General features: G+C 68.1%; 13 protein-coding genes. 4 read left to right on the top strand and 9 right to left on the bottom strand.

The features are described 5' to 3' along the window. Positions 1 to 15 precede the first annotated feature (15 nt). Positions 16 to 1,764: a pyruvate dehydrogenase gene (locus ACR65K_RS14340; protein WP_440153560.1), complete on the top strand. Its 1,749-nt coding sequence runs from the start codon at positions 16 to 18 to the stop codon at positions 1,762 to 1,764. 93 nt (positions 1,765 to 1,857) lie between these two features. Here the strand turns inward: ACR65K_RS14340 and ACR65K_RS14335 are convergent, their stop codons facing one another. Beyond that, complete coding sequence (locus ACR65K_RS14335) at positions 1,858 to 2,715, bottom strand: hydroxymethylpyrimidine/phosphomethylpyrimidine kinase (protein WP_440153558.1); 858 nt, start codon at positions 2,713 to 2,715, stop codon at positions 1,858 to 1,860. Between the two features lie 186 nt (positions 2,716 to 2,901). Between ACR65K_RS14335 and ACR65K_RS14330 the strand changes: the two genes are divergently transcribed. Further along, complete coding sequence (locus ACR65K_RS14330; RefSeq protein ID WP_440153557.1) at positions 2,902 to 3,663, top strand: queuosine precursor transporter; 762 nt, start codon at positions 2,902 to 2,904, stop codon at positions 3,661 to 3,663. Between the two features lie 134 nt (positions 3,664 to 3,797). On the opposite strand, the gene ACR65K_RS14325 is transcribed toward ACR65K_RS14330, so the two are convergent. From ACR65K_RS14325 to ACR65K_RS14295, 7 genes are all read right to left on the bottom strand, one after another. After that, the gene (locus ACR65K_RS14325; RefSeq protein ID WP_440153555.1) at positions 3,798 to 4,736 is read right to left on the bottom strand and encodes a type IV toxin-antitoxin system AbiEi family antitoxin domain-containing protein; all 939 of its coding nucleotides are present in this window, start codon (positions 4,734 to 4,736) and stop codon (positions 3,798 to 3,800) included. Positions 4,737 to 4,903: 167 nt separating this feature from the next. After that, complete coding sequence (locus tag ACR65K_RS14320; protein ID WP_056337369.1) at positions 4,904 to 5,653, bottom strand: dienelactone hydrolase family protein; 750 nt, start codon at positions 5,651 to 5,653, stop codon at positions 4,904 to 4,906. 34 nt (positions 5,654 to 5,687) lie between these two features. Continuing rightward, positions 5,688 to 6,983 carry a tRNA guanosine(34) transglycosylase Tgt gene (gene tgt, locus ACR65K_RS14315; RefSeq protein ID WP_440153553.1) on the bottom strand — a complete coding sequence of 432 codons (1,296 nt, stop codon included), beginning with the start codon at positions 6,981 to 6,983 and terminating at the stop codon, positions 5,688 to 5,690. An 81-nt stretch (positions 6,984 to 7,064) separates the two neighbouring features. After that, positions 7,065 to 7,793, bottom strand: coding sequence for an SRPBCC family protein (locus tag ACR65K_RS14310; RefSeq protein WP_440153552.1), 729 nt, complete (start codon positions 7,791 to 7,793; stop codon positions 7,065 to 7,067). A 72-nt stretch (positions 7,794 to 7,865) separates the two neighbouring features. Next, the gene (locus tag ACR65K_RS14305) at positions 7,866 to 8,897 is read right to left on the bottom strand and encodes a DUF6707 family protein (protein WP_440153550.1); all 1,032 of its coding nucleotides are present in this window, start codon (positions 8,895 to 8,897) and stop codon (positions 7,866 to 7,868) included. 88 nt (positions 8,898 to 8,985) lie between these two features. Further along, positions 8,986 to 9,525: an NUDIX hydrolase family protein gene (locus tag ACR65K_RS14300; protein ID WP_056337381.1), complete on the bottom strand. Its 540-nt coding sequence runs from the start codon at positions 9,523 to 9,525 to the stop codon at positions 8,986 to 8,988. A gap of 9 nt (positions 9,526 to 9,534) precedes the next feature. After that, the gene (locus tag ACR65K_RS14295) at positions 9,535 to 10,317 is read right to left on the bottom strand and encodes a VOC family protein (RefSeq protein WP_440153549.1); all 783 of its coding nucleotides are present in this window, start codon (positions 10,315 to 10,317) and stop codon (positions 9,535 to 9,537) included. A gap of 111 nt (positions 10,318 to 10,428) precedes the next feature. On the opposite strand from ACR65K_RS14295, the gene ACR65K_RS14290 reads away from it, so the two are divergent. Both ACR65K_RS14290 and ACR65K_RS14285 read left to right on the top strand, forming a co-directional pair. After that, complete coding sequence (locus ACR65K_RS14290; protein ID WP_440153547.1) at positions 10,429 to 11,031, top strand: YdeI/OmpD-associated family protein; 603 nt, start codon at positions 10,429 to 10,431, stop codon at positions 11,029 to 11,031. A gap of 161 nt (positions 11,032 to 11,192) precedes the next feature. After that, the gene (locus ACR65K_RS14285; protein WP_440153545.1) at positions 11,193 to 12,830 is read left to right on the top strand and encodes a glycoside hydrolase family 32 protein; all 1,638 of its coding nucleotides are present in this window, start codon (positions 11,193 to 11,195) and stop codon (positions 12,828 to 12,830) included. Here ACR65K_RS14285 and ACR65K_RS14280 read toward each other — a convergent pair. Next, positions 12,827 to 14,125, bottom strand: a complete 1,299-nt coding sequence (locus ACR65K_RS14280) for a glycoside hydrolase family 76 protein (protein WP_440153544.1) — start codon at positions 14,123 to 14,125, stop codon at positions 12,827 to 12,829. The two genes, ACR65K_RS14285 and ACR65K_RS14280, sit on opposite strands and share 4 nt — an antisense overlap. Positions 14,126 to 14,181: the final 56 nt, after the last annotated feature.

Here is a 14,181-nt window from a genome sequence, read left to right as displayed (position 1 = left end):
CGGGAGTCTGCACCTATGGCCAAGGAACTTGCCACCCAGCTCATCGAACAACTCCAGGCTGCCGGCGTGCAGCGGATCTACGGGATAGTCGGTGACAGCCTCAACCCGATCGTGGACGCGGTCCGCCAGACGGGAGGCTCGGCGAAGGGCGGCATCGACTGGATCCACGTCCGCCATGAAGAAGCCGCCGCCTTTGCAGCGGCCGCCGAAGCCCAGCTCACCGGCAAGCTCGCTGTCTGCGCCGGCTCCTGCGGCCCCGGCAACCTGCACCTGATCAACGGCCTGTACGACGCCAACCGCATCGGCGCTCCGGTGCTGGCCATCGCCTCGCACATTCCCAGCAAGCAGATCGGCAGCACTTTCTTCCAGGAGACCCACCCGGACCGGCTCTTTAACGAGTGCTCGGTGTACTCCGAGCTCGTCAGCACGGCCGAGCAGGCCCCGCGCGTCATGCACAGCGCCATCCAGCACGCATTGGGACTCGGGGGAGTCGCCGTCGTGACCCTTCCCGGCGACATCGCCGGGCTGGAAGCAACGGCACCCACACCGCTCCCGGCCACGTTCCGCCCTGCCGCGCTGGTCCCGGACCCGGCAAGCGTGCAGGAGTTGGCGGATGCCATCAACCACGCCGGGAAGGTGGCCATCTTCGCCGGTGCCGGAGTGGAAGGGGCCCACAGTGAACTGATGGCGCTCGCCGAGCTGGCGAAGGCGCCCGTGGGACACTCGCTGCGGGGCAAGGATTTTGTCCAGTACAACAACCCGTTCGATATCGGAATGACCGGGCTGCTCGGTTACGGTGCGGCTGCGGAAGGGATCGAGGACGCCGACCTGCTGATCCTGCTGGGCACGGACTTCCCATATGACCAGTTCCTGCCGGACACCAGAACCGCCCAGGTGGACCGGGCGGCGCAGCGGCTGGGCCGCCGGACCGACGTCGACATCGCCGTCCATGGCGACCTACTCCCCACCCTGCGCGCGCTGCTGCCGCTGGTGAAGGCCAAGAAGAGCCGCCGGTTCCTCGACCAGATGCTCAAGAAGCACGACCGGCTGATGAACAAGGCCGTGGGCGCCTACACCCGCAAGGTGGAGAAAAAGCAGCCCATCCACCCGGAGTACGCGGCCTCGCTGCTGGACCAGGTGGCGGCGGAGGACGCCATCTTCACCGCGGACACCGGAATGTGCAACGTCTGGACTGCCCGCTACATCAACCCGCTGGGCACGCGCCGGCTGATTGGATCCTTCCTGCACGGCTCCATGGCCAACGCCCTCCCGCACGCCATCGGCGCGCAGCTGGCATACCCCGGACGCCAGGTCGTCTCGGTGTCCGGGGACGGCGGACTCTCCATGCTGCTGGGCGAGCTCATCACCGCGGCCGCCTACAAACTGCCGGTCAACGTGGTGGTGTTCAACAACTCCACGCTGGGCATGGTGAAGCTTGAGATGCTGGTGGACGGGCTGCCCGACTTCGGCGTGGACGTGCCGGACGCCAATTACGCTGCCGTGGCGCAGTCGCTGGGCTTCCACGCGGTCCGGGTCACGGACCCGGCGCAGATCGAGGCCGCCTACCGGGAAGCGTTCGCGCACCCGGGCCCGTCGCTGGTGGAGCTGATCACCGATCCGAAGGCGCTGTCCATCCCGCCCAAGATCTCCGGCTCCCAGGTGATCGGGTTCGCCACGGCCATGTCCAAGGTGGTCCTTAATCGTGGCGCGGGCGAGGCCGTGAGCATGGCCCGCTCCAACCTGCGCAACATCCCCCGGCGGTAGGCACACGTCGAGTTCGCCGGAAACTGCCGGGTTCGCCGCAGAATCCCGGCGATCTCGAGGGCTTCCGGCGAATCCGGCGCGGGGAGAAAGGTTCTAGCGGGCGCCGCCCTGCCAGAGGGCGTCGAAGGGGGCGCCGGAGGCAACGCGGTTGCGGATGCCGGCGGTGACGAAGTCCTTGGCCGTGCGGGCAGCCTCCAACGGGCTGGCGCCCTTGGCCAGTTCAGCCGTGACGGCGGCGGCGAGGGAGCAGCCGGCGCCGGAGACGGCCACCTCCCCCACCTTCGGGGCGCTCAGGACTTCCAGGGTCTCGCCATCGTAGAAGACGTCGACGGCGTCCGGGCCTTCCAGCCGCACCCCGCCCTTGGCCAGCACTGCCGCGCCGCTGAGCTCATGAACGCGGACGGCAGCGGCTTTGAGGGACTCAACGTCGGTGATCTCCAGCCCGGACAGGGACTCCGCCTCAAAGTGGTTGGGCGTAACAAACGTGGCCAGCGGCAGGATCTGCGCCTTGAGGGCCTGGTCGGTGTCCAGCGCGTGGCCGGGCTCCTGGCCCTTGCAGATCAGCACCGGATCCAGGACCACGTTGGCAAAGCTGTTCTCCTGCAGGGCACGGGCAACCGTGCTGATCGTTGCCGGGCTGCCCAGCATGCCGATCTTCACCGTGTCCAAAGCGGACGGCGCGCCCGATCCCGGACCGTACGCCGCCGTCGTCGCCTCCAGTTGGTCAGCGATCACCTGCTGGTCCACCGGCACGAAGCGGTGATTCCAGCTGTCCTTCGGATCGAAGGAGACGATGCAGGTGAGGTTCGCGATGCCGAAGACACCCAGTTCCTGGAACGTCTTCAGGTCGGCCTGCGCGCCGGCGCCACCGGTGGCTTCGGAGCCTGCGATGGTGAGGACGACGGCGGGACCGTTGGCGGACAGCGTTGCGTCAGGGGAAGCGGAAGTCATGCACCCATCCTGCCACCCGGCGTCGGACGCTTTCCATGTAGTGAAGTACAGCGGAGGCTGCGGGGAAGTGTTCACCGCCACAAGAGCCGGGTTCGTGGGCAGCGGCAATGGAAGAATGGCCTGAGTGCTAATACAACCGGCAGTCCCGCTCCGGGCGCCGGCCAACCACTTCTGAACGGATCCATCATGTCCCCTGCCCCCGGCCAGAGCGCCGCGCCCGACGCCATCAATACTGCGGCCGCAGTCCCCGTTGTCCGTTTCGCCGCCGTCGGCTCGCCCTATTTCGGCATCATGCTGGCCGCGATGGCCGTGGTGCTGATCCTTTCCAACATCGGGGCGTCCAAGGGTGTTGCGATCGGGCCGATCATCACCGACGGAGGCTTCTTCCTCTTCCCGCTCGCGTACATCCTGGGCGACGTCATCAGCGAGGTCTATGGCTTCAAGGTGGCGCGAAAGGCCATTTTCACCACCTTCGCGCTGTCTGTCTTCGCCTCCGTCTGCTACTGGGTGATCATTGCCTTGCCGGGCTTCGACGACGGGTACGGTGCCGCGAAGCAGTCGGCGCTGGAGGGTGCGCTGGGTCCCGTGCCGCAGATCGTGCTGGCGTCACTGCTGGCCTTCCTGGCCGGGCAGACCATCAACTCCTGGATCCTGGTCCGGATGAAGGCCCGCAGCGGAGAGAAGTCGCTGTGGGCCCGGTTGATGGGCTCCTCGGGCGCCGGAGAGTTCGTGGACACGCTGATCTTCTGCAGCATCGCGGCATCCGTGATCGGCATTGCGGACTTCGGCAGCTTTGTGAACTACGTGGTGGTGGGCTTTGTGTACAAGACCCTGGTGGAGTTCCTCTTCGTACCCGTCACCTCATTGGCCATCAACTGGGTCAAGAGGCGCGAACCCAGTTACGGCGTTGCAGGTCAGGCCGCGCCAGCAGTGACAAACCCCGCGTAACTGCCGCCCGGCGTCGCATATTCTGACTGCTGGCCTGTTGGCTGCCTGCTTCCGCACGCCGGAACGCTGCCGGATCGCCGGAAAGTACCGGCGGCCTGGTCGCGTTCCGGCGGTTTGGCGTTCAGGCAGCATGGCTACCGCCGGAGCGCGGCAAGGATTCGGGCCTTGAACTCATGTTCGCGGAACAGGTCGGCCCATGAAACACGCACGAAGGTCCAACCATTCTCGGTGAGGGCCTTCTCGCGCTGCCGCTCCTGGAACAGCACCTCGGCCGTTGGCCGGTAGTCGAAGTACTTCGCTTTCCCGTCGAATTCCAGCGCCACCTTCTTTTCCTTCCAGGCGAAATCCAGCCGGTACTGGCCAGCGCGTGTAGCCACCTCAACCTGGGGCTCCGGCAGGGGAAGCTTCAGCCGTGTCAGGAGTTCCCGGGTGAGCGTCTCACCGGGTGACTCCGAACGTGGATCTGCGTGGGCGAGTGCGCGTCGAAGGGTCCGGATCCCGCGGCGTCCCTGCAGGCCCTCAGCCATACTCTCCATCAGGGCTTTGTCAGCGCCGAGCCGGAGGGCGTGGTCTATCAGCACCAGTGCCTGGCGATAGCCCAGCATCATGCCGCAATCCACTGTCGTCCGCTCAAGCGAGGTCACCCGGAGGCCGCGGAGAGTGACCACCTCCGGCGCGGTCCACGGCCGGGTATGGCCCCGGACGTCCTTGCCGAGCCGCTCAGTGGAAGGGCTCCCCGGCAGCAGAATGTGCACCAGGTCATCAACATCCCACAGATACAAACCGTGCAGCCGGGCCGCCGAGGTGTGGCTGTACACATAGCCGCCCGTTGAAGTGGTCAACGTCGCGTGGGCATGGGCGCGAATCAGCTGCCTGCTGCGGACGGGACGTGTCTGCTTCTCCCACAGCTCAGCGCGGATGTAGCAGCCGTGGCGAAGGCGGACCAGCTTCCCCTGGAGGACCAAGGCCTTGATGGCCCGGGAATTGAGTCCCCTCTCGTGCAGTTGCCCCGTCCGCCACAGGTTGCCGGTGCTCGGAAGAGAGGGGAGACGGACTGGCTGCTGTGGTGTCATCCCGGCAGGATCCCGCGGCTGTGGCAGCTGCGGAAGGCGCCGCCGTCGTCATGTGGACAACCCGCCACCGCCGCCCTGGTTCCCGGGACCGCCGGAACCCGTCCGGCTCGCCGCAACGTTCCGGCGCGCCGGACGCTTTCCGGCGGGTTCGACGACGGACCGCCGGCTCAGCCCTTCAGGGTCGCGTCCAGGAGGGCCCGCAGTTCCTTGAAGTGACGCTCGGTGGCGTCCGGGTGGAAGGCCGAAGTGTCGGCCATGGTGTATCCGTGCGGCGCCCCTTCATAGATAACGTTCGAGGCCTCGAGCCCCGCAGCCTGGAGGGCTTCGCCCAGCCGGGCAACGGCGTCGGGAGCCATGCTCCGGTCATGGTCCGCATGGCCGAACACGAACCGGGCCCGCGCATTCGGGAGCCCCAGGTGCGGGCTGTCCGGCTCGTCAGTGGCCAGGCCGCCGCCGTGGAAGCCGCCACATGCAGCCACCAGGTCAGGGTGGGAGGTGGCGGTACGGACGGCGAGCCGGGCGCCCATGCAGTAGCCCACGGTGCCGATGGGGCCGGGCGCCACGCCGTCGAGCGCTGCCAGGGCCGAAACCCACGCACCGATGTCCGGCAGCGCCTTGTCCGGGGTCAGGCGGCCAACCCGCGGGAAAGCGGCCTTGCCCGCGGCTTCCCGGCCTTCCTGGGTGGACATGTCCCCGGTGGGGGCGAGTTCCGCGGCCGTTCCTTCACGGTAGAAGACGTTGGGCGCCAGCACCACGTAGCCCCAGTCGGCGATGCGCTGGGCCATCTCCTGGATGCGGGGGCGCAGGCCGAAGGCATCCATGTAGAGGATGACGGCGGGAAAGGGACCGGCTCCAGTGGACGGGCGGGCCACCAGGGCCTCTGCGGTGCCTTCTGCGGCAGGGATTTCGATAGGCATCCGCCCACACTACCGGAGCTCCCAGGTGCACAGCCTAGGAGTAGTACCGGCCCAGGGTTTCTGCCTTGAAATCGAAGAAGGTGCCGGACTCGATGGCCAGCCGGGCGTCGTCCACCATCTTCACCACGAACCGCTCGTTGTGGATGGAGATCAGGGTGGCGGACAGCATCTCCTTGGCCTTGAACAGGTGGTGGATGTACGCCCGGGAGTAGTTGGCGCAGGCGTAGCAGTCGCAGCCGTCCTGCAGCGGCCCGAAGTCGCGCTTGTACTTCGCCCCCGAGAGGTTGTACCGGCCCTCCGGGGTGTAGAACGCTGAGTTGCGGGCCACCCGGGTGGGGGAGACGCAGTCGAAGGTGTCGGCGCCGTTTTCGATGGCGGTGAAAATGTCGTCCGGCTCGGAAATGCCCAGCAGGTGGCGCGGCTTGTCCTCCGGCAGTTCCTCATTGCACCAGCGAACAATTGTGCCCAGGTTCTCCTTTTCCAGAGCGCCGCCGATGCCGAAGCCATCGAACGGCATGCCGCCCAGGTCCCGGCAGGCCTTCCGGCGCAGGTCCTCGTACTGGGCGCCCTGGATCACGCCGAACAATGCCTGGTACGGCTTGCCCGCCCGTTCCTCCGTGAGGCGGAAGTGCTCCGTGATGCACCGCTCTGCCCACAGCCGCGTGCGCTCCAGCGATTCCTCCTGGTACCCGCGGGAGTTCTGCAGCGTGGTGAGCTCGTCGAACGCGAACATGATGTCGGCGCCGATCTGGTGCTGGACCTGCATGGAGATCTCGGGGGAGAAGCGGTGGCGGTCCCCGTTGAGGTGGCTCTTGAACCACACGCCGTCGTCGTCGATGTGCGCCAGGCGTTCCTTGCCCGGCGCCACGGCGTCGTCCGGTCCTGGAGCACCGGCGGCGGCGACGGTCTTCATGTCGATGACCTTCTTGAACCCCGAACCCAGGCTCATCACCTGGAACCCGCCGGAGTCCGTGAAGGTGGGCCCGGACCAGTTCATGAACGCACCCAGGCCGCCCGCCTCATCCAGGATGTCCGCGCCGGGCTGGAGGTACAGGTGGTAGGCATTGGCAAGCACAGCCTGCGCGCCGAGATCCGCTACGGCTTCCGGCAGCACCGCCTTGACCGTGGCCTTGGTTCCGACGGCGATGAACGCCGGGGTCTGGATGTCACCATGCGGCGTGGAGATGGTGCCGGTGCGGCCGAGGAATTCCCCGCCGTTGTCGGCCACCTGCGCCCCGGTGGGCGGGCAGGTTTCCGCCAGGCGCGTGCCTACCGTATAGGAAAACTGTGACCGGGTATCAGGCAGGGCGAAGGCGGGGTTGGCTGGCACCGTACCAGTGTGCCAGCAATTGGCGCCGCCTCAATAAACCAGCGCCGGCAATGCGCGTGCCCCAAAAATCAGCAGACGGGGTCAGCTGACCGGTTCCGAGTCCGGGTAGTTTCTGGTCCGCCAGGAGTCCCATTCGGACCGGATGGCCTCAAGCTTGCCGGCGCCCAGGTCATACGTAGAGGCGATGACCAGCGAGCCTTCACCCTCTGCGCGGACGTCCTTGATGGCGGGATGGTCGGCCACCACCAGCAGCCCTTCGCCGTGCTCGGCGTAGTTGTGCACCGTGAGTCCCACCTGGTGGCTGGTCCGGTACCAGACCTTGCCGCTGATCTCCTCGCCGGTGTCCAGTGTCACATGGTACGGCTCGCCCGGGGCAGGAAGATCGGCCAGCCCGAGCTTCTCGATCGCGGAGCCCTTCCCTTCCGTCAAGTGCAGGAACAGGGTGTGCCGCTTGCCGTGCGGGTGGCGTTCCAGGGCAAAGCGGAGCTGCTGCAGGAAGGTCAGCCAGCCCTGCGTGATGTCCTCGTCCCAGGCAGCCCACTCGGAGTCATGGTCCATGGCCCCGCGGGTCACGCTGACCCGGGTTCCGCCGGCCTCCGGGTGGAGCTCAAAGGTGTCCCCGCCGTGGACGGTGAGGCGGGTGTGGTCCGCGGATTCCTCCACGTCGCCGGAGAAGTAGATCTCCTTGATCTCGGAGTCCAGGTCCTCGGCCTGCCAGCCGTGCCACTGGGCCACCTTGGACGGTTCGCGCAGCATGGTCCAGACCTGCGGCGCGTCGGCGTTGATCACTACGCTGAGATTGTTGGTCATAGCCCCGAATGTACAACTCCGGCCACGCCCCGGGTAGGGGTAATTTCCCCCGCCCGGACGCCGCTCCGGCGCTCAGGAGCGCACGGCCTCCAGCTCGTTGCTGATCCGTCGTTCCAGCTCGGACATCCCGATGGTTTCCGAACCGCCGTGCGCCCGCAGGAACAACAGGGACTCCAGCCGCAGCAGCCGCCATTCGCGCTCGGCGTCGTGGTTGGAGTTGTCGATGGAGCGGAAGATTTCCTTGTCGTACAGGTTGGGCTCGTTGAGTGAGCGCTGGCGCACCTTGGCCGCCATGCGCGCCTTGAACGGGTCCGTTTCCTGGTTCTCAGGGGTGCGGATCAGCTTTTCGTAGACCTCGGCGCGCGCGTTCTGGCCATCCTGCCGGCAAATGTAGCTGGCCAGGGCGAGGGAAGCCTCCACCGAGGTCCACCGGCCGGGGTTCCCGTCGTAGGGCAGCACGGTGAGGAGGTCGGCCACGGACAGTGCCCCGTCGGCGTCCTTGAGCGTGATGAACAGTTCGTGGGCCAGGTCGCTGAGGTCCTTCAGGCAGCTTCCGGACTTGAAATTGACGCCTTTGGAAAGCCGGTCGGCCAGGAGCAGGACGCCCTCCGCATCCGGATGCGCCTCGGCGGCCGCTTCCACCACGGATTCGGGTGTGCCGGCCGGCGCCGGGATGAGCGCGAGTTCCTCCTCGCTGGGCCCGGTCACCGCAGGCGGCACCGGCGGCAGGGGAGGGACGACGACGGCGGGCGCCACGGCGATGGGTCCCGTCCCGCCGCCGGGCTGCTCCCGCCGGCCATCGGCGGGTGCGGCGGCCTCCAGCGGCGGTGTGGCCTCCGGAAGGTTGGCCGGCAGCGGAAGCTGGGTGACGTCGTCGTGCGCTCCGTCCACCACGGTGACCGTGGTGCCGATGGCCACCCGCAACGTCCCGCCGCCGGAGAGGCTGGCCAGCACCAGTGCGGGGGAGCCGAAGTCGTCGTGCTCTAGCTCCACCTGGTCAATTTCGGCGGTACGCCGGCCGTCCGGAAGGAGGATGTGGGTGCCGGTGGTCAGAGATCCAGCCTGCTGTTCACGGTGGTGCCTGGCGGCTGGTGATTCGGTCATGGGAGTCCTTAAGTTCTCTTGCGGTCCGCCCTACAGTCTACAAAGGCGGACGCCTAAAACCGGGGACCCCCACGTCCCGGCGGGGTTGTCAGAAGCCCACACCTGCGAACGCCAGGGCCTGCCGGATGAGGCCGCCGCGGCCGCCCACGAACTCCATCTGGACGCCGGGGCTGAGGACTTCCTCGGGGGTCATCCACGTCAGCTCCAGGGCGTCCTGGCGGGGCTCGCATTCGCCCGTGACCGGGATGACGTAGGCCAGGGACACGGCGTGTTGCCGCTCGTCCGTGAATCCGGTCTGGGACGGCGCCGGGAAATATTCGGCCACCGTGAACGGCACGGGACTGAGCGGCAGCTGCGGAAATGCCAGGGGGCCCAGGTCCTTCTCCATGTGCCGCAGCAGTGCGGCCCGGATGGTTTCGCGGTAGATGACCCGGCCGGAGACCAGCGAGCGCACCATGGTCCCGTCGGCGTCTGCCTGCAGCAGTGTGCCCACCTCGTTGACGTATCCCAGCGGATCCAGCCTCACGGGCACTGCCTCCACGTACACCATGGGCAGCCGCCCCCGCGCCTCAAAGAGGTCTTCTTCGGAGAGCCAGCCGGGATTCGGGTCAGGTGTGCGCACGTTCATGCTTAAGTTCTACCCCATGGGGCGCCGCTGGGAGATCCAAAGCGTGGCGGGCGCGTTGGGGCTGCCCGCGTCCGGATTGGCCACGTGGAGGGTGCTGCCAAAGGCCTCCTCAGTCAGGCTGGCGGCGAAACCGGCGCCGGTGAGCCGCTCCTGCAGCGGTTCCAGCCCGCCGTCGTACTCGAAGCCCAGGCCTGAGCGCGGAGGCCCCGACGCCGGCCGCACCAGGAGCACGCCGCCGTTCTTGGCCGTGAAATCCGCGGTTTCGTCGTTGTCCGGGACCGGGCGCGGGCGCGCGCCCACGTGCAGGAGGGTGCGGATGGCAGCCCCGGGTTCGGCGGTGTACCAGACGGCGGCGACCGCCAGCGCGGGGTCAGCATCGGCGCACTGGGCGCCATGGAGGGCCTTGTCCGCCAGGAAGCTGAACCCGTCCGGCGCACTGATCCGGCAGGCCTCGCCATGGTCCGCCGTGACAAGTTCCGCCAGCTGCGCTGCCTGCTTCCTGTCCTCCTGCGCCCCGTCTTCCTGCGCGCTGTCCTCCTGCGCCCCGTCTTCCTGCGCCGACAGGTTGGTGCGGCGGGCGAACTCCGCCACGTCGCCCACCTCCACGGCGAAAACGGTGCGGCCGTCCTGGCCGGACCCGGCGTCAGCGCCATGCAAAGCCAGGCGGCCTGACGCGGAGTCGAAGACCTGCCATCCGCCGTCGTCCTCTGTTTGGACCATTCCCAGCGCGGTCAGGAACTGCTTCCAGGGCTCAATACGGGAGGTGAAGTGGACGGGACGGACTCGGAGCATGGCATTGTCCTCGGTGAGAAATGGTGTGTGCTGCTGTATGGCCATGATGCCACCGGACGCGCCGGCGCACACGGGGCTTGTGGCAGGGGATTCCGAGGGCAGAATTGGGCCATGGCCGTTGACCTTGAGGAACTGCTGGTACCTGACGCTGCTGCCTGGCGCGCCTGGCTGGAGGAAAACCACAAAACCAGCCCGGGCGTGTGGCTGGTCCTGCACAAAAAGGGCGGCACCGTCACCGCCCTTGACTACCCGGCCGCGCTGGACGAGGCCCTCTGCTTTGGCTGGATTGACGGGCAGCTGCGGCGCCGGGACGACGAAAGCTCCTTCCAGCGGATGACGCCGCGGCGTCCACGCAGCGTCTGGTCTGCCCGGAACGTGGGGCACGTCGCCCGCCTGGAAGAGGCGGGAAAGATGACCGACGCCGGGAGGGCAGCCGTCGAGGCGGCCAAGGCCGATGGCCGCTGGGACGCGGCCTACGGCGGGCAGGCAGACCTGGAAGTTCCGGCGGATCTTGCGGCCGCCATCGCCGCGAACCCCGCGGCCCAGGCGATGTTCGACGTCCTCACCAAAACCAACCTGTTCGCCCTGGTCTACCGGACCAATTCCGCCAAGCAGGCAGCCACCCGGGAGCGCCGGATCGCCGGGTTCGTGGACATGCTGGCGCGCGGCGAAACCCCGTTTCCGCAGAAGAAGCGTCCCGCCGGCCAGGACTAGCGCGGGCAATCACTAGCACGGGCAGGACCTGCAGCAGCTTGGCAGTCCGGGATTCGGATCCCGGCGGCCCGGCCGGTAGGATTGACGGTTCACTTGCACTGGTGCCGTTTCCCGAACCCGGGGGACGGCACTTGTGCGTTCAGCGACGGATCGACGCAACCATGCCTCCCACCTTTTTCCGAACCGTTCCTGCCGCCCTTCGGCGACGGGCCTTCCTGTGGCTCGCGGCAGCCGTGGCCGTGCTGGTGGTGGCCGGTGCGCTGGTGCTGGCAGGAAACCAGCAGGAACGCGCCCAGCCGGGCGCCGGAGAATCAACGGCCGCGCCCACGGAGGCTGCCCCGGCTGACGGCCCCGGCTACCGCCCTGCGTACCACCTCACCCCGGACCAGCGCTGGATGAACGATCCCCAGCGGCCCTTCCTGCTGGACGGCGTCTGGCACTACTACTACCTCTACAACGCGGACTATCCGGAGGGGAACGGCACCGAATGGTTCCACGCCACCAGCACGGACCTGGTGCACTGGAAGAACGAGGGCGTGGCCATCCAGAAGTTCCGCAACGGCCTGGGTGATATCGAGACGGGCTCCGCCGTGGTGGACACGGAGGGGACAGCCGGCTTTGGCAAGGGGGCGGTGATCGCGGTCCTCACCCAGCAGGACGACGGCGTCCAGCGCCAGTCCCTGTTCTACTCCACGGACAACGGCTACAGCTTCCAGAGCTATGGGCAAAACCCGGTCATGGAGAACCCCGGCGCCGAACACTGGCGGGATCCGCGCATCGTCCGGGACGACGCCAACAACCAGTGGCTGATGCTGCTTGCCGAGGGGTCCAAGATTGGCTTCTACACGTCAAAGGACCTTAAGCAGTGGAACTACGTGTCGGGTTTCCAGCAGGACGGGCTGGGCATCCTGGAGTGCCCGGACTTCTTCCAGATGGACGTTGACGGCGATCCCGCTAAGCGCACCTGGGTGCTGGCGGCGAGCGGCAACGGCGCGGCGGAGGGCCGGACCACCGGGCTGGCCTACTGGACCGGCAGTTTTGACGGCAAAGCCTTCACTGCCGATGGCGGCCATCAGTGGCTCGACGGCGGCCCGGACTTCTACGCGGCCGTCACCTGGGATGATCCACGGCTTGGCGACGGCCGGCGGAAGGCCTCCCGGCACGCCATCGGCTGGATGAACAACTGGGCTTACGCCAGGGAGCTTCCCACGGAGAGCTGGTTCGGTTCCGCCTCGCTGGTGCGCGACATCCGGCTGGTATCCGACGGCGGCCGCCCGGCTCTGGCGTCATCGCCCACCACGGCATTGAAGTCCCTCGAAGGGGAGCCGGCGCAGGTCCCGGCGGGCAGCCTTAGGGACGGGCAACCGCTCCAGGTGCCCGACAGCGGTGCGTTCAAGCTGGACGTCGAGCTGGAAAAACCCGGGAACGGGACCGGGGATGCCCGGCTGCTCCTGCAAAGCGGCGGGACCACCTACGCCACCATCGGCTACGACTTCCGGGACGGCCGGGCCTACGTGGTCCGCGACGGCGATGCGGTGGCAGGGGGCCAAGGCAAGGCTGGAGGTCCGGAAGGGGCCAACGAGTACCGCAAGGCGCGTTCGGTCGAGGCCCGGGTCGCCGGGGACACCGTGCGCCTCACTGCCTACGTGGACCGCTCCTCCGTCGAGGTCTTCTTGGACGGGCAGGCCCTGACGGCCCTGGTGTTCCCCCCGGCGGGCCACAGGGAGGCCCGCCTCGCGGGGGACGGCCCGGTCTCGCTCAGGGCCGGCACCGTCACCCCGCTGTCCGGCATCCGCTAGGTTCCGGCCGGGGTGCTGCGGCCGGGCAGTGCCGCGGTGACGGCCGCGGCAGCCTCCAGCGTCATCCACGCCTGCAGCTGCGTGGAAAGTTCGACGACGGCCCCCGGCGGGTACGTAGCAGCGGCAGGTTGGGCGGCGTGCAGCGAGAAGACGCTCTTGCCTGCAAGCCTTGATCGGCCTTCTTTCGGTTCCACGGAGCGCCGGCCGGACCAGAACGCCTCCGCGGTGTCCGTCACCAGCCGGGCAGCCGTGGCCCGGGTTGCCTGTGGCAGCCGGGGGTCGGCTGCGGCGAGTGCCAGGTAGCGGCAGAGGATCCCGGTGAACAGGCCGCCGTCGCCCGTTCCTTCGCAGCGTAGGACGGTACTGCCCGGAACCGTGAGCTTCAGGCCTACCGCGTCCACCAAGGTGGCAGCCCGGGCGAGGTTGGCGTCGCCGCCCAGTTCCAGGAGGGCGCCCAACACCGGACCCTGGTTGTAGGTGTACACCGCGCGTTCCAGCACCACTTCGCCCGCGGGGTTCAGGCGGGCGCCGTCCAGGTACAGGCCTTGGTCCTGGTCGAAGAGCGTGGCGTCCAGCCAGTCCAGCAGTGCCTGTGCCTTGCCGTGCTGGCCGGTGCGGGCGTAAAACAATGCCACAGGCGCTGTGGCCGGGGTGTTCTTGAAGTCCCGCTTCTTGCTCCAGAACGCACCTCCGCCCAGGTCGTCAGTGCAGGCGGCGTCAAACTGCAGCGCCAGGGACGCGCGGACTGTGGCGTTGCGGCGGCGGCCGGGGCGCCGCGTCTCCTCGGCCAGCGCGTCCAGCCGCAGCGTTGCCAGCGCCAGCCAGGCCATGTCGTCGTAGTAGTTGTTGACGAAGGTCAGGGCGTTGCGGAGCCGGATTCCGGTGACCAGCCGTGAGGCCAGGCGCCCGGCGCTGGGCCGGTCCGGGCCGTTGAACCGGGCTGCGGGGGTGGCTCCGCCGCCCAGCTCCCGGCGGCCGGTGTCCACCAGGCAGTCCACGTAATGGGCCTGCCACCAGTAGTGCCACGGGAGGGCCAGCGCTGCGGCAGGCCGGACACGCCGGAGCGCCGCGAGCCACCATCCCCGCCGTCCGCCTCCCGGCTCCTGTCCCGGTGCTGCCTGGCCCGGTCCGGGTCCAGCCTGGTCCTGCCCCGCCGGGTGCCTGCCCTGCCACAGCACGGCGCCCAGGTGGGTTCCGGGCAGGAACAGCAGTTTCCGGCCGAACAGCGCGGTCACCGACTGGGCCGCATGCTCAGCCCTGTCCTGCCAGGCGGTCAAGGAGTTGCTGGAAGTCATGCCGTCCACCCTAACCGTGGCACCGCGGCCCGGGTGCAGCCTGAAGTCCGCCAAGA

This window comes from Arthrobacter sp. SAFR-179, from assembly GCF_059414945.1.
Note: the sequence above shows the minus strand (reverse complement) of the source record. Positions and strands in the feature narration are given on the sequence as shown.